At 72.0% G+C, this 18,368-nt stretch carries 16 protein-coding genes; 6 read left to right on the top strand and 10 right to left on the bottom strand.

Annotated features, from left to right (window positions below; translation table 11 throughout):
* Positions 1-9: 9 nt before the first annotated feature.
* Positions 10-552 carry a MarR family winged helix-turn-helix transcriptional regulator gene (locus F3H32_RS12550; protein ID WP_188128657.1) on the bottom strand — a complete coding sequence of 181 codons (543 nt, stop codon included), beginning with the start codon at positions 550-552 and terminating at the stop codon, positions 10-12.
* A gap of 108 nt (positions 553-660) precedes the next feature.
* Between F3H32_RS12550 and F3H32_RS12545 the strand changes: the two genes are divergently transcribed.
* Positions 661-2,208, top strand: a complete 1,548-nt coding sequence (locus tag F3H32_RS12545; protein WP_188128656.1) for an MDR family MFS transporter — start codon at positions 661-663, stop codon at positions 2,206-2,208.
* A gap of 8 nt (positions 2,209-2,216) precedes the next feature.
* Here the strand turns inward: F3H32_RS12545 and F3H32_RS12540 are convergent, their stop codons facing one another.
* Complete coding sequence (locus F3H32_RS12540; RefSeq protein ID WP_115757528.1) at positions 2,217-2,504, bottom strand: hypothetical protein; 288 nt, start codon at positions 2,502-2,504, stop codon at positions 2,217-2,219.
* Between the two features lie 82 nt (positions 2,505-2,586).
* A complete protein-coding gene (locus F3H32_RS12535) occupies positions 2,587-5,289 on the bottom strand; it encodes a cation-transporting P-type ATPase (RefSeq protein WP_149766147.1) in 2,703 nt (900 codons plus the stop codon).
* A gap of 343 nt (positions 5,290-5,632) precedes the next feature.
* On the opposite strand from F3H32_RS12535, the gene F3H32_RS12530 reads away from it, so the two are divergent.
* From F3H32_RS12530 to F3H32_RS12510, 5 genes are read left to right on the top strand one after another with little or no spacing between them, the layout of a single operon-like run.
* Complete coding sequence (locus tag F3H32_RS12530; RefSeq protein ID WP_223191441.1) at positions 5,633-7,114, top strand: putative nucleotidyltransferase substrate binding domain-containing protein; 1,482 nt, start codon at positions 5,633-5,635, stop codon at positions 7,112-7,114.
* Complete coding sequence (locus tag F3H32_RS12525) at positions 7,111-7,356, top strand: hypothetical protein (RefSeq protein WP_149766145.1); 246 nt, start codon at positions 7,111-7,113, stop codon at positions 7,354-7,356. Before F3H32_RS12530 ends, F3H32_RS12525 begins: the two co-directional genes overlap by 4 nt.
* On the top strand, positions 7,353-10,049 hold the full coding sequence (locus tag F3H32_RS12520; RefSeq protein WP_149766144.1) for a sensor histidine kinase: 2,697 nt from the start codon (positions 7,353-7,355) through the stop codon (positions 10,047-10,049). Before F3H32_RS12525 ends, F3H32_RS12520 begins: the two co-directional genes overlap by 4 nt.
* Positions 10,039-10,404 (top strand): response regulator transcription factor, encoded by a 366-nt coding sequence (locus F3H32_RS12515; protein ID WP_115757557.1) that lies wholly within the window; start codon positions 10,039-10,041, stop codon positions 10,402-10,404. The genes F3H32_RS12520 and F3H32_RS12515 overlap by 11 nt, the downstream gene beginning before the upstream one ends.
* Positions 10,401-12,503, top strand: a complete 2,103-nt coding sequence (locus F3H32_RS12510) for a 3'-5' exonuclease (protein ID WP_149766143.1) — start codon at positions 10,401-10,403, stop codon at positions 12,501-12,503. The genes F3H32_RS12515 and F3H32_RS12510 overlap by 4 nt, the downstream gene beginning before the upstream one ends.
* On the opposite strand, the gene F3H32_RS12505 is transcribed toward F3H32_RS12510, so the two are convergent.
* Genes F3H32_RS12505 through F3H32_RS12475 form a run of 7 tightly spaced genes read right to left on the bottom strand, consistent with a single transcriptional unit; the run spans position 12,497 to position 18,201 of the window.
* Positions 12,497-13,663 (bottom strand): BatD family protein, encoded by a 1,167-nt coding sequence (locus F3H32_RS12505; RefSeq protein ID WP_149766142.1) that lies wholly within the window; start codon positions 13,661-13,663, stop codon positions 12,497-12,499. The genes F3H32_RS12510 and F3H32_RS12505 overlap by 7 nt on opposite strands.
* Positions 13,657-14,271 carry a hypothetical protein gene (locus tag F3H32_RS12500; RefSeq protein ID WP_149766141.1) on the bottom strand — a complete coding sequence of 205 codons (615 nt, stop codon included), beginning with the start codon at positions 14,269-14,271 and terminating at the stop codon, positions 13,657-13,659. Before F3H32_RS12500 ends, F3H32_RS12505 begins: the two co-directional genes overlap by 7 nt.
* A complete protein-coding gene (locus tag F3H32_RS12495; RefSeq protein WP_149766140.1) occupies positions 14,268-15,137 on the bottom strand; it encodes a VWA domain-containing protein in 870 nt (289 codons plus the stop codon). The genes F3H32_RS12500 and F3H32_RS12495 overlap by 4 nt, the downstream gene beginning before the upstream one ends.
* Positions 15,134-16,060 (bottom strand): VWA domain-containing protein, encoded by a 927-nt coding sequence (locus F3H32_RS12490; RefSeq protein ID WP_149766139.1) that lies wholly within the window; start codon positions 16,058-16,060, stop codon positions 15,134-15,136. The genes F3H32_RS12495 and F3H32_RS12490 overlap by 4 nt, the downstream gene beginning before the upstream one ends.
* Positions 16,057-16,386 carry a hypothetical protein gene (locus tag F3H32_RS12485; protein WP_149766138.1) on the bottom strand — a complete coding sequence of 110 codons (330 nt, stop codon included), beginning with the start codon at positions 16,384-16,386 and terminating at the stop codon, positions 16,057-16,059. The genes F3H32_RS12490 and F3H32_RS12485 overlap by 4 nt, the downstream gene beginning before the upstream one ends.
* Positions 16,373-17,245, bottom strand: coding sequence for a DUF58 domain-containing protein (locus tag F3H32_RS18100; RefSeq protein ID WP_262494989.1), 873 nt, complete (start codon positions 17,243-17,245; stop codon positions 16,373-16,375). Before F3H32_RS18100 ends, F3H32_RS12485 begins: the two co-directional genes overlap by 14 nt.
* Positions 17,239-18,201: an AAA family ATPase gene (locus F3H32_RS12475; protein ID WP_149766137.1), complete on the bottom strand. Its 963-nt coding sequence runs from the start codon at positions 18,199-18,201 to the stop codon at positions 17,239-17,241. The genes F3H32_RS18100 and F3H32_RS12475 overlap by 7 nt, the downstream gene beginning before the upstream one ends.
* Between the last annotated feature and the right edge of the window lie 167 nt (positions 18,202-18,368).

Below are 18,368 nucleotides of genomic sequence, written 5' to 3'. Positions count from 1 at the left end.
TCGCGGGCGTCAGGATGCCTCGGGCCGGGGTTCGGGCGGCGATTCGGGCCGGGCCGGGCGCAGGTCGGGGCGGGAAAGCCGCGCGTCCAGCGCCTGGGTGAAACCGTCGAAATCCCGCGCAAAGGCGGCCAGCCGCGCCTCGGGCCAGTCGCCGACGATCTCGCGGATCAATTCGTGCTTCAGCCGCTCGACCTCGGCCAGGACGCGCTCGCCGGTTTCGCTGCGCCTTAGCACCGCGCGCCGCCCGTCCTGTTGCGAAATGGCGCGGACCAGGAAGCCGCGCTGCACCAGTTCCGCCACCAGCCGGCTGGCGCGCGAAGGGTCGATGCGCAATTGCCGCGCGATGTCCCCGACCGAGACCCCGTCCGTTTCCCCGTCCGTGCCAGCGGCCGCCGGCACCAGGCCCAGCACGTCCAGATCCGAGACATCCAGCATCGGCGCCACATTTCTAAGCGCCAGCCGGCCCATCACCCGCCGCCCGATCATCATGCGCAGCCGCCCCAGGGACGAGGAAATGCGCTGGATGCCAGCCGTCCTGCCGGTCGCTTGCATCGGTCCTTCCTTCCCGTTATATGTGCCTTTAGCATATATATGCCAAACGCATATGTTGCGCAATGCGAACCCGCCCGCCGGCCTGCGGGCCAGACAGGTTTCCGGTCCATGATCCAGCCCATGTCCTGCGGCCCCGCGGCCCCCAGCCATCGCCGCCGCAAGGTGATCTTCGCCTTTCTGATGCTATCCATGTTCATGGCCACGCTGGACAGCCAGATCGTCTCGACCGCGCTGCCCACCATCACCGGCGAGTTCGGCGCCATCGAGCGTTTCGGCTGGGTCGGTTCGGCCTATCTGCTGGCGCAGGCGGCGATCATGCCGGTCTATGGCAAGCTGGGCGACCTTTTGGGGCGCAAATACGTGATGATCTTTGCGGTGGCGCTGTTCACGCTGGGCTCGGCCGTTTGCGGGCTGGCCTGGTCGATGGACAGCCTGATCGCGGCGCGGGCCTTTCAGGGCCTGGGCGGGGGCGGCATCATGGTGTCGATCTTTTCCATCAATGCCGACCTGTTCGAGCCGCGCGAGCGGGCGCGCTATCAAAGCTTTTCCAGCCTGGTGCTGATGGCCTCGGCCTCGGTCGGGCCGGCGCTTGGCGGCAGCATGAGCCAATATCTGGGCTGGCGCTCGATCTTTCTGATCAACCTGCCCATCGGGGTGCTGGCGCTGACCGCGCTGGCGCTGCTTTTGCCGCATTACCGCCCCGACCGGCGGCCCAGGGTCGATTATCCCGGCGCGCTGACGCTGGCGGTGGCGATCGCGGGGGTGGTGCTTTGGGCCGACAGCCGTTCGCTTTTCGGATCGCTGACGGCGTGGCCGGCGCTGGCGTTGCCGGTGATTTCCGCGCTGGCGCTGGTCCTGTGGCTGCGCATCGAGCGGCGCGCGCCCGAGCCGATCATCCCGCTGCGCCTGTTTGCCGACCGCAACTTTGGCCTGCTGCTGGTCGTGGGGGCGGCCAGCGGCGGCATCGCCATCGGCATGGTCAATTACCATGCGCTGTTCTTGCAGATGACCACCGGCCTGTCGCCGGCCGCGGCGGGGCTGTTCTTCATCGCCGTGACCGGGGGGCTTGCCATCGGCTCGCTGACGGCGGGGCGGCTGATCTCGACCACCGGGCGCTACAAGCCCTGGGTGGTGCTGGGCCTGTTCCTGGCGATGGGCTGCCTGTTCAGCCTGTCGGTGCTGCCGCTGCATGCGCCGTTCTGGGCGGTGGCGGGCCTGCTGATGGGGCAGGGCGTGGCCATCGGGCTGGGCCAGCAGGGGCCGGTGATCGGGGCGCAGGTTTCCGCCCCCCGCGCGGATGTCGGCGCGGCGACCGGGGCGGTCACGCTGTCGCGGATGGCGGGCGCGTCGCTGGCGATTTCGGTCTATGGCGCGATCCTGTCGGACCGGCTGCTGCGCATCACGGTCGAGGGTGCGGGACCCCTGGCCGAGATGACGCCCGAGCGGCTGGCGGCCCTGGCGCCGCCGCTGCGCGAGGCGGTGTCGCTGGCGTTCCGCGATGCCTTTGGCTGGGTCTATCTGTCGGCGGTGGGGTTGGCTGCGGCCGGGTTCGTGGCGGCGGTGCTGCTGCGCCCGGTGCTGCTGGCGCCGAACCGCCCGGCCAAGCCGCCGCCGGACGGCCGCCCCACTGATGCGGGCACCGCCGCCGCCCGCTAGCCCGCCGGTCAGCGGTTGCTGTCGATCCAGCGCGACAGCAATCCCCGGTCGCGGAAACATTCCTCGGGCACGGCGCGGCGCTTGATGCGCGCGATGCGTTCGGCAAAGGCGACCTGTTTCGAGGTCGGCAGCCCCGTGGCCGGCCGCATCCGCGCCTGCGCCTCGATCCAGGCGCTGAGGGTGCGGCGGTCCTGCTGCACCTCCCACGGTAGAAGCGTCTGGTTTCTCAGCGCCAGCGAGCGGGCATAGGCCATCTGCCGCGGCGTGGCCGGCAGGGCAAAGGTGGTGGTGTCCATCGCGGATCTCCCTTGCGGATCGTGATCCCGATATAGAACATATGGGGAACAAAATCAATCCGGGGCGGGCGATCCCGGCCGCTTACAGGGTCAGGCGGCGGGTCAGGATCTTTTCGATTTCCAGGATGGTCATGGTCGCCACGCCCACCAGCACGATCACCAGCCCGTCGGCAAAGGCCAGGGGCGCGCTGTCGAACAGGTCCTGCATGAAGGGCGCATAGGTGAACAGCATCTGCGCCGCGACCACCACCGCGACCGCCGCCAGCACCGCCGGAGTGCCCATGGCGCCGACCAGGCTGAAGGATGTGCGGTGCAGGTAGCGCACGTTGAACAGGTAGAAGATCTCCATCACCACCAGGGTGTTCACGACCATGGTGCGGGCGCCGTCGATCCCGTAGCCGCGATGCTGGGCATAGGCGAAGATGCCGAACACCCCCAGCATGAACAGCACCGAGACGAAGCCGATGCGCCAGACCAGGAAGCGCGATAGGATCGGCGCGTCGCGCGGCCGCGGCGGGCGGTTCATCACGTCGGGCTCGGGCGGCTCGAAGGCCAGCACCAGGCCAAGCGTCACGGTCAGGATCATGTTGATCCACAGGATCTGCACCGGCGTCATCGGCAGGGTCAGGCCCAGGATGATGGCCAGGATCACGCAAAGCACCTCGCCGCCATTGCTGGGCAGGGTCCAGCCGATCACCTTGCGGATATTGTCGTAGACGGTGCGGCCTTCATGCACCGCGGCGACGATCGAGGCGAAATTGTCGTCAAGCAGCACCATCTGCGCCGCCTCCTTGGCGGCCTCGGTGCCCTTGCGGCCCATGGCGACGCCGACATCGGCCTGCTTGACGGCGGGCGCGTCGTTCACCCCGTCGCCGGTCATGGCGACGATATGGCCATTCGCCTGCAAGGCATCGACGATGCGCAGCTTGTGTTCGGGCGTGGCGCGGGCGAAGACGCTGACCCGCTCTACCTCGCGGCGCAGGGTGGCGTCGGGCATGCCGTCCAGCGCCGCGCCTTCCAGGACCTGCGGGTCGTCGGCGATGGCAAGCTGGCGGGCGATGGCGGCGGCCGTGCCCTTGTGGTCGCCGGTGATCATCTTGATGGCGATCCCGGCCGAGCGGCACTCGGCCACCGCCGCCACCGCCTCGTCCCGCGGCGGGTCCATCAGCCCGGCCAGGCCCAGAAAGGTCAGCCCGCTTTCGACCATGGCGAAATCCAACCGCGTGTCGCCGGAAGCGGCGGCACGGGTGGCGAAACCCAGCACCCGTTCGCCGTTCCTGGCGCAGGCGTCGATGCGGGTCTGCCAATAGCCGGGGTCGAGCGGCTGCACGGTCCCGCCCGCCGCCTGGTCGGCGCACATGGCCAGCAGCCGTTCCGGCGCGCCCTTGACGAAGATGCGCCAGCCGCCGCCGGGATCGTCATGCAAAGTCGCCATGAAGCGGTGCTGGGCGTCAAAGGGGATCTCGTCCAGGCGGCGCCAGGCGGCGCGCTGGGTCTGCGGGTCCAGGCCGGCCCTGGCGGCGGCGGCGAGCAGCGCGCCCTCCATCGGGTCGCCCAGCACGGTCCACTGCCCCTGGCGCTCGGCCAGCCGGGCATCGTTGCAAAGCAGCGCGGCGCGGATCAGCGTGTCGCGGGCGGGATCGGCGGCGGCGGCGGTCCCGTCGGGGGCGGCAAGCCCGCCGCCCTGCGGCGCATAGCCGGTGCCCGACACCGCGGTCAGGCCGGCGGCAGTCACCAGATGGCGCACGGTCATTTCGTTGCGGGTCAGGGTGCCGGTCTTGTCCGAGCAGATGACCGAGGTCGCGCCCAGCGTCTCGACCGCGGGCAGGCGGCGCACCACGGCGTTGCGCGCCGCCATGCGGCGCACGCCGATGGCAAGGGTGATGGTGATGACGGCGGGCAGCCCCTCGGGGACGACGCCGACCGCCAGGGCCACCACCACCATCAGCGCGTCCAGCGGGTCATAGCCCCGCAGCAGGGTGGCAAAGGCGAAAAGCAGCGCGCCGGTGGCGATGGCGAACCAGGTAAAGCGGGTGCCGAAGCCGTTGATCTGGCGCAAAAGCGGCGTGGTCAGGGTCTGGACCGCGCCGATCATGCCGGAGATGCGGCCGATCTGGGTCCGCGGCCCCGTCGCCACCGCCACGCCCAGGCCCTGGCCGGTGGTGATCAGCGTGCCGGAATGCAGGATCGGCGCGCGGTCGCCCAGAACGGCATCGGGCGCGACCGGGATTTCGGTCTTTTCCGCCGGCACCGATTCGCCGGTCAGGATCGCCTCGTCGGCGGAAAGGCCGCGGGCGCGCAGCAGGCGCAGGTCGGCGGGAACCTTGTCGCCCGCCTCGACCGCGACGATGTCGCCGAGCACGATCCGGCGGGTGTCGATCACGTGCCGCTGCCCCTGGCGCAGGACCACGGCCTGGGGGGCGATCATGTCGCGGATGGCGTCCAGCGCGCGTTCGGCCTTGCCTTCCTGGACGAAGCCGACGACGGCGTTGATCAGCACCACCGCGAGGATGACCGCGCCGTCGACGACATGCCCCAGCGCGATGGAGGCCAGTGCCGCGGAAAGCAGGAAATAGATCAGCGCATTGTTGAACTGCGCCAGAAAGCGCAGCGCCGGATGGGTGCGGGGCGCGGGCGGCAATTCGTTGGGGCCGAAGCGGTCCAGCCGCCGCGCCGCCTCGTCCTGGGTCAGCCCGTCGGGGCCGGTCGCCAGGGCGGCGCAGGTCGCCTGGGCGGTCCGGGCATGCCACGGCACCGGGTCCGGCGCGGGTTCGGCTGGGGTCATCGCGTTCCTCCTGTGGCGGGCGGCTTGCCGGGGGCGCGCGCGCCCGGCGGCGGGCTGCGGCGCGGAAATCCGGCCATGGCGCGGGGCCATCCTGCGGATATCGATGCCGCAGGGTATTGATTCAAGTCAAGAACTGCGCATGCGACCCCGCGCCGCCGGCCGGGGGCGGCTTTGGCGTGGGCAAGGATGTTGTGAAACCCCCGCGCTTGGGCTTAACAAGGGAATTGCGAGCAGGGAGGAATGCCGGAATGGCGCCCGGCGCAGCCCGAAAGGCTGCGGCGCGCGCGGTTGCAAGGTCGGGAGGGGGGCAGCGATCCATGCGCGATACCTGCAAAGCAGCGGCTTGGCCCGGACGCGCCGGGCCGGGATGGCGGCCGTGACCGCCGCCGGCCGGGCGCTGCGCCACGAGCAGCGCGAGATGGTGACGCTGGTCACGGCGCGGGTGCGCGACGCCATCCTGCGCAAGCCGCTTTTCGTCGATGCCCAGACCGACCTTTTGTCCCTGTGCGGCCAGTTGGCGGCGCGCGGCATCACCGATGCGCTGGTGCAGGACGGCGCGCGGCTGGGCATCTTTACCACCACCAACCTGGTGCAGGCGATCCTGCGCGACCAGCCGCCGGCGGCGCTGAAGGTGCGCGACTTTACCAGCTTCACCCCCCTGGCCGTGGGCGTCGGGGACGATCTTTACGATGCGATGATGCTGATGCTGCGCCACCGCATCCACCGCGTCCTGGTGCGCGATGGGGACCAGGTGGTCGGCATCCTCAGCCAGCTTGACCTGATGGGGTTCCTGGCCAACCAGTCGCATCTGGTCGCGGCCGAGATCGCGCGCGCCACCAGCCCGGCCGAACTGGCCCGCCCCGCCGCCCAGGTCGAGGCGCTGATCCGCATCCTGCACCAGGACGGGGTGCGCATCGAGGTCATCGCCGGGCTGGTCGGCGGGCTGAACCGGCAGATCTTTCGCCGGCTGTGGCAGATGCTGGCGCCGCAGCCGCTGCGCGAGAACTGCTGCCTGATCGTCATGGGCAGCGAGGGGCGGTCCGAACAGATCATCCGCACCGATCAGGACAACGCCCTGATCCTGCGCGACGGCTTTGCCTTTGACGGGCTGGGGCGCGTCACCCAGGCGTTCACCCAGGCGCTGATTTCGTTCGGCTATCCGCCCTGCGCGGGCGGCATCATGCTGAGCCGGCCGCAATGGTGCCAGGACGTGCGGGGCTTTGGCGACAGCCTGCGCGACTGGATCCATGGCGGCGATGCCGAGGGGCCGATGAACCTGGCGATCTTTCTGGACGCCGTGCCGGTGTCCGGCGACGCCACCTTGCTGGCCGCGGTGCAGAACCGGCTGCGGCGCATGCTGACCGGCAGCGACAGTTTCCACGCCCGCTTCGCCGCCGCGATCCGGCAGTTCGACAGCGGCGCCGAGGGCGGCTGGTGGCGCCGCCTGCCGGGGATGCGCGGCCCCGAGGCGGCCGAGATCGACCTGAAAAAGCTGGGCATCTTTCCGCTGGTGCATGGCGCCCGCGCGCTGGCGCTGGAACATGGCGTCGCCGCCACCGGCACCCGCGCCCGCTTGCAGGCGCTGGCCGGGGCGGGGCGCATCGAGGCGGGGCTGGCGCGCGACCTGGCGGATGCGCTGCATTGCATGATGGGGCTGAAGCTGGAGGCCAACCTGGCGCAGATCAGCCGCGGCCAGGCCCCCGACAACACCATCCGCCCCGCCGATCTGGGCCGGCTGGACCGCCAGGCCCTGCGCGATTCGCTGAACATCGTGCGCGATTTCAAGCAATGGCTGGGCCGGCATTACCGGCTGGACCTGCTATGAGGCGGCGCGACGGTCCCCCGGCGCAGGTGCTGCTGGCGCTGTGCGGCGCGGGTTTTCTGCTGTTCAACTTTCCCATGCTGCTGGTCTGGGACCAGCCGCTGACGGTGCTGGGCCTGCCGCTGCTGCCGGTGGCGCTGTTCGCGATCTGGGCCGGGCTGGTCGCGGCGCTGGCCTGGGTCAGCGCCCGCCGCGGCGGCCGCGGCGCCAAGGATGCCCCGGACGACAACAAGGTGGACCGATGATCCAGCCCGGCCTGGTCCTTGGCGTATCCTTTGGCTATCTGCTGCTTTTGGTGGCGGTGGCGGCGCATGGCGACCGCCGCGCCGGCCAGGGCCGGTCGCTGATCGACAACAGCTTTGTCTATGCGCTGTCCTGGGGGGTCTATTGTTCGGCCTGGACCTATTTCGGCAGCGTGGGGCGCGCCGCCTCGGGCGGGGTGTGGTTCCTGCCCATCTATCTGGGGCCGATGCTGGCCATGCTGCTGGCCTGGCTGGTGCTGCGCAAGATGGTGCGGATCGCGCGCAGCTACCGCATCACCTCGATCGCGGATTTCATCGCCAGCCGCTATGGCAAAAGCCCGTTGCTGGCGGCGCTGGTCACGCTGATCACCGTGGTCGGCATCCTGCCCTATATCGCCTTGCAGCTAAAGGCGGTCTCGGCCGGATACGAGGCGCTGACCGGCGGGCCGGGCCAGGACGGCGCGGCATGGTGGCGCGACGGCACGCTTTACATGGCGCTGTCGCTGGCGGGTTTCGCGGTGGTCTTCGGCACCCGCCACCTGGACCTGTCCGAGCGCCACGAGGGCATGGTCGCCGCCATCGCCTTTGAATCCGCGGTCAAGCTGGCGGCGTTTCTGGCGGTCGGGGTCTTTGTCACCTACGGGCTTTTCGGCGGCATGGGCGACATCTGGGCGCGCGCCCAGGCCCAGCCCCAGATCGCCGACCTGCTGAGCCTGGACGGGCAGGGCTTTCAGGGCTTCCATGGCGCGCAATGGTTCACGCTGACGCTTTTGTCGATGCTGTCGGTGCTGATGCTGCCGCGGCAGTTCCAGATGATGGTGGTCGAATGCGTGAACGAACGCCATATCCTGCGCGCGTCGTGGCTGTTCCCGGCCTATCTGCTGCTGATCAACATCTTCGTGCTGCCCATCGCCATCGGCGGGATGCTGATCTTCGGCGATGGCGGCGCGGGGGCGGAAAGCTATGTGCTGACGCTGCCTTTGTCGCAGGGCGCGGTCTGGCTGGCGCTGCTGGCCTATATCGGCGGGCTGTCGGCGGCGACGGGGATGATCATCGTGGAAACCGTCGCCGTCTCGACCATGGTGTGCAACGACCTGGTGATGCCGGCGCTGCTGGGCAGCGGCCGCTTTGCCCGCAAGGGCGGCGACCTGACGCGGCTGTTGCTGAACATCCGCCGGGCCGCCATCCTGCTGGTGCTGCTGCTGGGCTATCTGTATTTCCACGTCGCCGGCGAGGCTTATGCGCTGGTCTCGATCGGGCTGATCAGCTTTGCCGCGGTGGCGCAATTCGCCCCGGCGCTTCTGGGCGGCATGTATTGGCGCGGCGCGACGCGGGCGGGCGCGCTTGGCGGGCTGCTGGGCGGGTCGCTGGTCTGGGCCTATACGCTGATGCTGCCATCGCTGGCGCGGTCGGGCTGGATCGGCGCCGGCTTTCTGGACGGCCCCATGGGCCTGGGCTTCCTGGCGCCGCAGCGGCTGTTCGGCATGGCCGGTTTCGACGAGTTGACCCATTCGCTGTTCTGGAGCCTTTTGGTCAATGTCGCGCTTTACGTCGGCCTGTCGCTGCGCGGCCGGGCCTCGGCGCGCGAGGCCAGCCAGGCGCTGCTGTTCGTCGAGGTGTTCGAGCGGGGGCAGGCGCAGCCCGTCTTCTGGCGCGGCCGGGCGCGGCCCGAGGACCTGCGCCGGCTGGCCGGCCGCTTTCTGGGCGCGGCGCGGGCCGAGGCGCTGTTTCGCGACCACGCGCGCGAGACCGGCACCGCGCTGGACAACCTGACCGCCGATGCCCGGCTGGTGGACCGGGTCGAGCGCCAGATCGCCGGCGCCATCGGCACCGCATCGGCCCGCGTCATGGTCGAATCGGTGGCGCAGGAAGAACCGCTGAGCCTGGGCGACGTGCTGGAGATCATCGACGAGGCGTCGCAGGTGCGCATCTATGCCCGCGAGCTTGAAGAGGCGACGGTCGAGCTGCGCGCCGCCAATGAAAAGCTGAAGAGCCTGGACCAGCTCAAGGACGATTTCATGTCCTCGGTCACGCATGAACTGCGCACGCCTCTGACCTCGATCCGGGCGCTGACCGAACTGATGCTGGACACGCCCGACATCCAGCCGCACGAGCGCAAGGAGTTCCTGGCCATCATCCTGTCGGAAAGCGAAAGGCTGAGCCGGCTGGTCAACCAGGTGCTGGACCTGGCCAAGATCGAATCCGGCATGGCCGAATGGCACAATACCGACGTGGACCTGAAGGCGCTGATCGTCGCCGCGCTGCGCGCGACCGCGGAACTGTTCCGCGAGCGCGGGGCCGAGGTGGTGCTGGACCTGCCCGATCAGGTGCCGCTGTTGCTGGCCGATCCCGACCGGCTGACGCAGGTGCTGGTCAACCTGTTGTCCAACGCCGCGAAATTCGTCCCCGAGGGGCGCGGCCGGGTCCAGGTCGCGCTGCGCGAGCAGGGCAGCGAGCTGGTGGTCACGGTCTGCGACAACGGCCCCGGCGTCGCGCCCCAGGACCAGGCGGGCGTATTCGACAAGTTCCGCCAGGGCGGCGAGGCCGGCAACCGCCCGCAGGGCACCGGGCTGGGGCTGCCGATCAGCCGGCAGATCATCGCCAATCTGGGCGGCAGGATATGGCTGGACAGCCAGCCGGGCCGGGGGGCCTGTTTCGGCTTCGCCCTGCCCAAGGGGGGAGCCGATGGCCGATAGGGTGCTGATCGCGGATGACGAGCCGAACATCGTCGTGTCGCTGTCCTTCATGCTGAAGCGCGAGGGCTACGAGGTGCTGGTCGCCCCCGACGGCACCCAGGCGCTGGCCGCGATCCGGGCCGAGCGGCCGCGGCTGGTGCTGCTGGACGCGGCCATGCCGGGGCTGAGCGGCTTTGAGGTCTGCGAGGCGGTGCGCGCCGATCCCGGCCTGTCGGGCATCCGCATCCTGATGCTGACCGCCAAGGGCCGCGACACCGACATCGCCCGCGGCATGGGCGCGGGGGCGGATGCCTATGTGACCAAGCCGTTTTCGACCCGCGACCTGATCGCCCGCATCCGCGAGATGCTGGCATGAAGCCCGCGCCGCGCCGCCTGGCGCTGGTGGCCGCGCCGGGGCTGGCGCTGGCGCTTTGGGCGCTTGCCGGTGGGGCGCTGTTTCATGCCTCGCTGCCTTTGGGGCTGCGCGGGGGGCTGGCCGCCGCCCTGGCCCCGGCGCTGCAATCCAGCGGCGCGATCCTGCTGGGCTGGTGGCTGGCCGGCGCGGTGCTGGCGGGCTGGCTGGCGGCGCGGCTGCATGCCCGCCATGTCGCGGCCCCGGCGCGGCTGGCCGATGCGGCGCGGCTTTTGGCAGGCAATGCCGATGCGCCGCGGCTCCAGGCAAGCGGCGCCCTGGCCGGGCTGGCCGATGCGCTGAACCGGCTGGCCGACCAGCGCCAGACCTTGCAGACCGACATGGCCCGGCTGGTGGCCGAGGCCCAGGACAAGGTGGCGCAGGAACGCGACCAGCTTGGCGCGCTGATGGCCGAACTGCGCCAAAGCGTCGTGGTCTGCAACCTGGACGGCCGCATCCTGCTTTACAACGACCATGCGCGCGGGCTGTTTCACCGTGCCTTGGGCGGCCAGCCCGCCGGCGGGGCCGAGGCGATCGGGCTGGGCCGCTCGATCCATGCGATGATCGACCGGGCGCTGATCGAACATGCGCGCGAGACGGTGGACCGCCATATCGCCCGCGGCGAGGCCGCCGTTTCGGCGCAATTCGTCACCGCGACGCCCACCGGCAGCCTTTTGCATGTCGTGCTGGCCCCGGTGCGGGCGCAGGGCGGCGCGATCAGCGGCTATGTGCTGCTGCTTGACGACATCACCCAGGATTATGCCGCCCAATCGCTGCGCGACCGCCGGCTGACCCAGTTGACCGAGGCCAGCCGCGCCTCGCTTGCCAATATGGGCGCGGCGCTGGACATGCTGGATTATCCCGACCTGGACCCGGCCGAGCGCGACGGCTTCCACGCCATCGTCCGCGACGAGGTCGCTGCCATGGGCCGGCGGCTGGCGGCGCTGACCGAGGACGCCTCGCAAGAGATCCTGACGCGCTGGCCCTTGCAAGAGATGCTGGGCGAGGACCTGCTGGCGGCGGCGGCGCAGCATGTGCTGGCCCGGACCGGGCGGGTCGCCGGGGTGGAAAGCGCCGATGCCGGGCTGTGGCTGCGGCTGGACAGCTTCTCGCTGATCCAGGCGCTTGGCGCGCTGGCGGGGCAACTGGCCGGGCCGCAGGGCATGCCGCCGCTGACCCTGCGGCTGGCGCCGGCCGCGACGCCGGGCTGGGCGCATCTGGACCTGGTCTGGCCGCTGGACCCCGCCGGGACCAGGGCCGCCGCACCGCCCGAGGCAAGCGACATCGCCGAACGCCATGGCGGCGCGCTGTGGCTGGAACGGGACCGGGCGGCGGGGCTGGCCTTTTTCCGCTTCCTGCTGCCCACGGCCGAGGCGGGACCCCAGGCCGAGGCTTTGGAGCCGCGCCCCGAATATTACGATTTCGACCTGTTCGCGGCCAGCGAATCCAGCCATTCGCTGGACGACCAGCCGCTTGACCGGCTGACCTATACCGTCTTCGACACCGAGACGACCGGGCTGAACCCGGCGCAGGGCGACGAGATCATCCAGGTCGGCGCGCTGCGCATCCTGAGCGGCAAGATCCTGCGCGGTGAGCGTTTCGACCAGTTGGTCGATCCGGGGCGCGAGATCCCCGAGGCGTCGATCCCCTATCACGGCATCCGCCCCGAGATGGTGCAGGGCCAGCCCCGCATCGGCCAGGTGCTGCCGGCATTTCACGCCTATGCCGCCGATACGGTGCTGGTCGGCCATAACGTCGCCTTCGACATGCGCTTTTTGCAGATGAAAGAGGCCGCGACCGGGCTGCGCTTTGACCAGCCGGTGCTGGACACGCTGCTGCTGGCCAGCATTGCCCAGCCGCATGAGCCCTCGCATTCGCTGGAGGCCCTCGCGGCGCGGCTGGGGGTCGGGATCGCGCAGCGCCACAATGCGCTTGGCGACGCGCTGGTGACGGCGGAACTGTTCCTGCGGCTTTTGCCGCTGCTTCGCGACCGCGGCATCGTCACGCTGGGCCAGGCGCGGGCGGCGGCCGCGCAATCCTATTACGCCCGGCTGCGCTATTGACGCGCCGGGCGCGACTGCAACCGGCGCGCAAAGCCCATCGGGTCGAAGGGCGGCGGCCGGGCGGCGAACAGCGCCCGGTCCAGCGTCGCCAGCGCCTGCGCGTCGATGCTGCGGCCGGCCGCGCGCTCATGCGCGGCATAATCCTGCGCGGCGCGGCGCAGCGCCCATAGATCGCCGGCCGCGGCGGCCTGGCGCAGGGCGTGGCGGTGCGGGTTGGGCAGGCCCCGGTGCAGCCGGCGCAGGACCTGGCGGCGGGTGGCCAGCCGGGTCCCCGGCAGCCCCGCGGCCAGACCGGCAAGCAGGGCGATCCCGCCGATGGCCGCGGCCAGCGCCGCCATGCCGGCGGGCGGGCGCGCCGCCCCGTCCAGGCCGCTGCCGGCCGGCCCGACCTGCACCGGCAATGTCACCGCGCCGCGCATCTCGCGGATCAGGGTGTTGAACCAGACGAACTGGATCGGCGTCAGCGCCCCGCCGCCGCTGCCGGACCCGCTGCCCTGGGATCGCAGGCTCCATTCCCAGATCGCCACGGCGACCGGCCCTTCGGCGGTCAGCCGGGTCTCGCGGATCTCGGGCGCGGCAAGGCTGACCAGCCCGTCGCCGCGGATGTCGGGCCGGGGCGGCAGCAGGTGGTCCATGCTGCCCTCGGCCGTCAGGGTCAGGCGGCGGGTAAAGGTCTGGCCGGGGCGCAGGCTGGCCGGGTCGGCGGAATATTCGTCCTTGACCGTGACATGGCGCGCCGCCAGCGGCCGGCCCGAACCCGGATAGGCCAGCACCGACAGGACGACCGGGCTGGCGGTCACGTCGCCTTGCAGCCGGGCAGTGCCCTGGGCCTTGGTCAGGCTATGGACGACCGGGCCGATGGTCAGGGTGCCGGCGGCGCGGGGAAAGACCGCGATGCGGCGTTCGAAGACCCGGCGCAGCCGGCCTTCGACCCGTTCATCCGCCCAGCGGTCGCGCGCGACCTGGATCCAGTCATAGGCGGTGGAATCGGGGAATTGCATGTTTTCCAGGGTGATCGCGCCCTTGTATTCGCCGCGGATCGTCACCGGGATCATCTCGCCCACCACCGGCCGCATCGGCGGCACGATCAGGCGCAGGCTGTCCTGCGCCGCAAGCGGCAGCGCCGACAGCAGAAAAAGCAGCAGGGCGCGGATCACCATGGCTCGCCCTCGCGCGGGCGGACCAGGCCCTGGGCGGCGCGGCGGTCGTATTCCGCGGCCAGGCGCAGCTTGAGAAACGCGCCCGGATCGTCGGGAATGCTGTCAAGCCAGGCGTCGCTGGCGACGATGCCGCCCGCGTCCAGCCGGCGCTGGTTTTCGGGATCCTGGACGGCGCCGGGCGAGCTTTGCGGGCTTTGCTGGCCCGGCCCCTGGCCGCCATGCCCCTGGATCCGGCCCGGCGCGATGCTTTCACCGCGCGCGGGCGGATACATGGCGGCGACCAGATCGCGGCTCTGCCGCGCCTCGGCATCGGCGGGATTGGCGTAAAGCACGGCATCGAAATAGGCCACGGACAGCGGATAGTCCCCGACCGCCGCCAGGCTGAGCCCGCGGTTATAGGTCTGCCCCCGCCCCGAGGCGGCCAGCGCCGCATCCGCCTGGGCATAGCGGCCGGCGCGATAGAGCGCGACGCCCCGCTCGGCCGGGTCCGAGAGCAGCGGCGCCGCAAGGCCCGGCAGGCCGGCGATCAGCAAAAGCCGCCCCAGCGCCTGCGGCCCGGCCAGCGCCAGGCAGGCCAGCCCGGCGGCAAGCGGCAGCGCCCGTCTCATGCCTGTCTCCGAAAGCGCGGCAAAAGCAGGGCCAGCGCCAGCAGCGCCGACCAGGGCCCCAGGTCGCGATAGCGCAGCGCCCGAAGCGCCGGGTCGCGCGCCAGCCCCGAGGCGGCCAGCGCCTGCGCCAGGGCCGCCGGCTGGTCGGCGGGCACGACCGGGCCGCTGGCGATCCCGGCCAGATCCTGGACCCGGCCGGGCGGGTTCCCCCGCACCGTCAGGGCCGAGATGCCGATCCCGGCCGCCGCCAGCCGCCCGGCCTCGGCCCGCGCCGCGCCGTCGATGCCGCCGCCATCCGAGATCAGCACCAGATCGGCGCGGGCCGTGCCGCGCAGCATCTGCCCGGCCAGGGCCAGCGCCGCGGCGGGACGAGAGCCCTGGTCGGGCATGGTTTCGGCGTCCAGGACCGCGATCTGCGTCTGAAGCGTCGCCGGGTCGCCGGTGGGGGCGGCGACGGCATAGGCTTCGCCGGCGAACAGGATCAGCCCGACGGGACGGCCGGCCAGCCGCGCCAGCAGCCCGGCGGCCGCGGCCTGCGCATCCGCCAGCGCCGGGCCTTGCGCGACCGAGGGCGACATGTCGATGGCGATCACCACCGCGTCGGCCTGGGCCAGGACCGGGCTGTCGGGCCGCGGGACGGCCGGGCCGGCCAGCCCCAGCGCCAGCGCCGCCGCGGCGGCCAGCGGCAGCATCCGCGGCCAGCCCGCGCCGGTGCCAAGCTGCCCCAGCGCCGCCAGGCCCGCCAGCATATGGGGCGGCATCACCGCCTGCCAGCCGCCGGCATCGGGGCCGCGCCGCCGGATCGCCAGCGCGATCCCGGCCAGAACCGGCAGCGCCAGAAGCCACCAGGGACGCAAAAGGATCATCCGCGCCTCCAGCCGATCAGAACCAGCGCCAGCAGCCCCAACGCCCCCGGCCAGGCCCAGAGCGATTGCCAATAGCGCATCGGCGGGCGCTCGGCCGGGTTGGGTTCCAGCCGGTCCAGCGCCGCGGCCATGGCGCGCAGGTCCTCGGTCCGGCGCACGCGAAAGGTGGCGCCGCCGCTGGTCTGCGCCAGTTCGCGCAGGGTGCGGATGTCGACGGCGTCGCGCGCGCCGGGGCGGGTTTCCAGGTCGTCGGGGCCAAGCGCCACGCTGTGGATGCGGATGCCGTGCCGGGCCGCCAGCCGCGCCGCGTCCCGCGCGCGGACCTTGCCCGAGGTATCGACCCCGTCCGACATGAGCACGATCACCCGGCTGGGCGCATCGCTGGCGGCCAGCCGCTTCATCGCCAGCCCCAGCCCGTCCGAGATGGCCGTGGCGCGGCCCGAGATGCCCACCTGCGCCTCGTCGATGGCGCGGGCGACCGAGGCCACGTCAAAGGTCAGCGGCTGCGCGAAATAGGCCCGGTCGCCAAAGATCACCAGCCCGATCCGGTCGCCCTGCCGCGCCGCGACAAAGCTTGCGGCGGTGCGCTTGACCGCCTGGAGCCGCGAGACGGGCTGGCCGTCAAGCTGGAAGTCCTGCTTGAGCATGCTGCCCGACAGGTCGATGGCCAGCACGATGTCGCGCCCCGAAGCCGGCAGCATGCCGCTGGAGCGGTCGACCTGCGGCCCGGCCAGCGCCAGCACCAGCGCCGCCCAGGCCAGCGCCGGCAGCAGCAGCCCGCCCCTGCGGCCCCGCTGCGGCGCCATGGCGGCAAAGACATGCGGCGGCACGCGCAGCCCGCCTTGCGCCGCCGCCGGCGGCAACAGCCGCATCAGCAGCGGCAAGGGCAAAAGCAGCAGCGCCAGGGGAAAGGCCAGGCTCATCTGCGCCGCCTGGCAAGGCGCTCGACCTCGTCCTGGGGCGGCATGGGGGCGGCGCCATAGGCGGGGGCGCGCAGGGCGGCGGGCAGGCGGCCCAGGATGCGGGCGATGGCCAGCAGCCGCTCGGCCCCCGGCAGGCCGCGGGTGGCGCGGATCCGGGCGCGGCGCGAGGGGCGGCGCGACAGCAGCGGCGACAGCGCCAGCGCGAGCGCCAGCCCGGCCAGCAGGCCAAGCCCCGCCAGCGCCAGCATCCCGCGCCAGTCCAGCGCCATCAGGCCGGGCGGCAGGCGGCTGGGGGCCAGGGCGGCGATCAGTTCATCCGGTGTCATCGGGCAGAACCGTGGCGACGCGCAGGCCCAGGCCGCGCAGGCGGGCCATCAGCGGCAGCGGATCATGGGCGCAAAGCCGGCCATGGCGCGCCGCCCGCCCGTCATGGACCGCCAGCCCCGCGGCGGGCGGCGCGGTTTCGGCCGGGTCCAGGATCAGGTGCAGGCTGACCCTGCGCCCGCGGGCCAGCCGCGCCAGGGCCGCATCCGCGCCCTCCAGCCCCTCGGGGCCGGTGGCCAGATGCACCTGGGCGCCGGGCGGGGCCAGCCGCCGGGCCTGCGCCAGCACCGGGGCCAAGCCTTGCGCCGGCCCCGAAGCCTGTCCCGAAGACCGCCCCGCCGCCTGCGCCGCCCGCGCCAGCGCCGCGTCATGGACGCGGGCCAGCGCCGCCGCCACCGCCTGCATTTGCGCCGCGCCCGTGCCGGCGGCCAGCAGCGCCGGCGGGCCGTCCCCGACCGCGACCAGCGCCACCGAGCCGCCGCGCGCCACGCCCTGCCAGCCGATCCGCGCCAGCGCGCGCGCGCCCCGGACCGAGCGCAGCGCCGTGCCGGTCCCCCACAGCATGGCAGGGCGGAAATCGGCAATCAGCAGCGTGCTGTCGTCGCGGTCGTCGTGAAAGCTGCGGACATGCAACTGGCCGGTCCGCGCCGTCGCCGAGGGATCAAGGCGGCGCAGGTCGTCCCCTTGGGCAAAGGCGCGGATTTCGCGCAGGTCCATGCCCTGTCCCGGCGCGCGCGATGCCAGCGCGCCGGGCCGGCGGCTGGCCGGGGTTTCGCGCCCGGCGCGCGCCGGCGGGCGCAGCGCCACCAGTTCCGCCGCGGTCAGGCGCAGGCCGGGATGGTCCAGCGCCGCCGCTACCACGGCCGGACCTGGCGCAGGATGTCGGCGATCAGGCTGCGGCCGCTGCGCCCCTCGCTGACCGCCTGCCAGTTGGGGACCAGGCGATGGGCCAGGGCGTCCTGGGCCAGGTCCTCGACATCCTCGGGCAGGGCATGGTCGCGGCCGTGCAGCCAGGCCCGCGCCCGCGCCGCCGCCGCCAGCGCCAGCGTGCCGCGCGGCGAGACCGGATGTTCGACCCATTCCGCCGCCATCCCGCCCGCCCGCGTCGCCATCACCAGCCGGATGATGAAATCCTTGAGCGCCGGGGCCAGATACACGCCCGCGACGGCGCGGCGGGCGGCGTGGATTTCCGCCTCGGCGATGGCGGTGCCGGGCGGGGCGGGGGGCGCGGCGGTCTCGGCCTCGACCAGGTCCAGGATGGCGCGTTCGTCCTCGGCCCCCGGCATGTCCAGGGCAAGATGCAGCAGGAAGCGGTCCATCTGCGCTTCGGGCAGCGGAAAGGTGCCCTCGTGCTCGATGGGGTTCTGCGTGGCCACGACCATGAAGGGATCGGGCAGCGGCCGGGTGGTGCCGCCGGTCGTCACCTGATGCTCGGCCATCGCCTCCAGCAGCGCCGATTGCACCTTGGGCGGCGCGCGGTTGATCTCGTCCACCAGCACCAGCGCGTGGAACAGCGGCCCCGGCACGAAGTCGAAGCCGCCGTTGCCGGGACGGAAGATCTGCGTTCCCGTCAGGTCCGAGGGAAGCAGGTCCGGCGTGCATTGGATGCGGGCATGGCGTCCGGGCAGATGCGCCGCCAGCCGCTTGACGGCGCGGGTCTTGGCGATGCCGGGCGGACCTTCCAGCAGCACATGGCCGTTGGCAAGAAGCGCGATCACCAGCCGCTCGGCCAGCCGTGCGTGGCCGACAAGTCCCGCCGCCACATCCGCGACCAGCCGCGGCACCGGATCGCCGGCCATCCTGTCCTGACTTGTCATCCGATTTCCTCCGCGACCAAGTTCACGCTGCCGGCGGCTGCGAATCCAAGGAAAATCCCGGCGCGTAAGACCTTGGTCCGATGGTTTTGCGGCGCAGCGCCCGTCAAACTCGTGCGGCTGCCCTTGCCCGGCGCGCATCGGCTGGTGCAACCTGAAGGCTGGGCGGG

The organism is Paracoccus thiocyanatus, assembly GCF_900156255.1.
Classification (GTDB): Bacteria; Pseudomonadota; Alphaproteobacteria; order Rhodobacterales; family Rhodobacteraceae; genus Paracoccus; species Paracoccus thiocyanatus.
The sequence above is the reverse complement of the archived record's forward strand: the minus strand, read 5'-3'. Positions and strand labels throughout refer to the sequence as shown.

What these genes read in the sequence shown, in the direction of transcription:
- F3H32_RS12475 (WP_149766137.1), bottom strand. Translation starts at nt 18,201, where the DNA reads ATGACAAGTCAGGACAGGATGGCCGGCGATCCGGTGCCGCGGCTGGTC.
- F3H32_RS12540 (WP_115757528.1), bottom strand. Translation starts at nt 2,504, where the DNA reads ATGGACACCACCACCTTTGCCCTGCCGGCCACGCCGCGGCAGATGGCC.
- F3H32_RS12500 (WP_149766141.1), bottom strand. Translation starts at nt 14,271, where the DNA reads ATGAGACGGGCGCTGCCGCTTGCCGCCGGGCTGGCCTGCCTGGCGCTG.
- F3H32_RS12515 (WP_115757557.1), top strand. Translation starts at nt 10,039, where the DNA reads ATGGCCGATAGGGTGCTGATCGCGGATGACGAGCCGAACATCGTCGTG.
- F3H32_RS12490 (WP_149766139.1), bottom strand. Translation starts at nt 16,060, where the DNA reads ATGAGCCTGGCCTTTCCCCTGGCGCTGCTGCTTTTGCCCTTGCCGCTG.
- F3H32_RS12510 (WP_149766143.1), top strand. Translation starts at nt 10,401, where the DNA reads ATGAAGCCCGCGCCGCGCCGCCTGGCGCTGGTGGCCGCGCCGGGGCTG.
- F3H32_RS12550 (WP_188128657.1), bottom strand. Translation starts at nt 552, where the DNA reads ATGCAAGCGACCGGCAGGACGGCTGGCATCCAGCGCATTTCCTCGTCC.
- F3H32_RS12520 (WP_149766144.1), top strand. Translation starts at nt 7,353, where the DNA reads ATGATCCAGCCCGGCCTGGTCCTTGGCGTATCCTTTGGCTATCTGCTG.
- F3H32_RS12535 (WP_149766147.1), bottom strand. Translation starts at nt 5,289, where the DNA reads ATGACCCCAGCCGAACCCGCGCCGGACCCGGTGCCGTGGCATGCCCGG.
- F3H32_RS12505 (WP_149766142.1), bottom strand. Translation starts at nt 13,663, where the DNA reads ATGGTGATCCGCGCCCTGCTGCTTTTTCTGCTGTCGGCGCTGCCGCTT.
- F3H32_RS12495 (WP_149766140.1), bottom strand. Translation starts at nt 15,137, where the DNA reads ATGATCCTTTTGCGTCCCTGGTGGCTTCTGGCGCTGCCGGTTCTGGCC.
- F3H32_RS12485 (WP_149766138.1), bottom strand. Translation starts at nt 16,386, where the DNA reads ATGACACCGGATGAACTGATCGCCGCCCTGGCCCCCAGCCGCCTGCCG.
- F3H32_RS12545 (WP_188128656.1), top strand. Translation starts at nt 661, where the DNA reads ATGATCCAGCCCATGTCCTGCGGCCCCGCGGCCCCCAGCCATCGCCGC.
- F3H32_RS12525 (WP_149766145.1), top strand. Translation starts at nt 7,111, where the DNA reads ATGAGGCGGCGCGACGGTCCCCCGGCGCAGGTGCTGCTGGCGCTGTGC.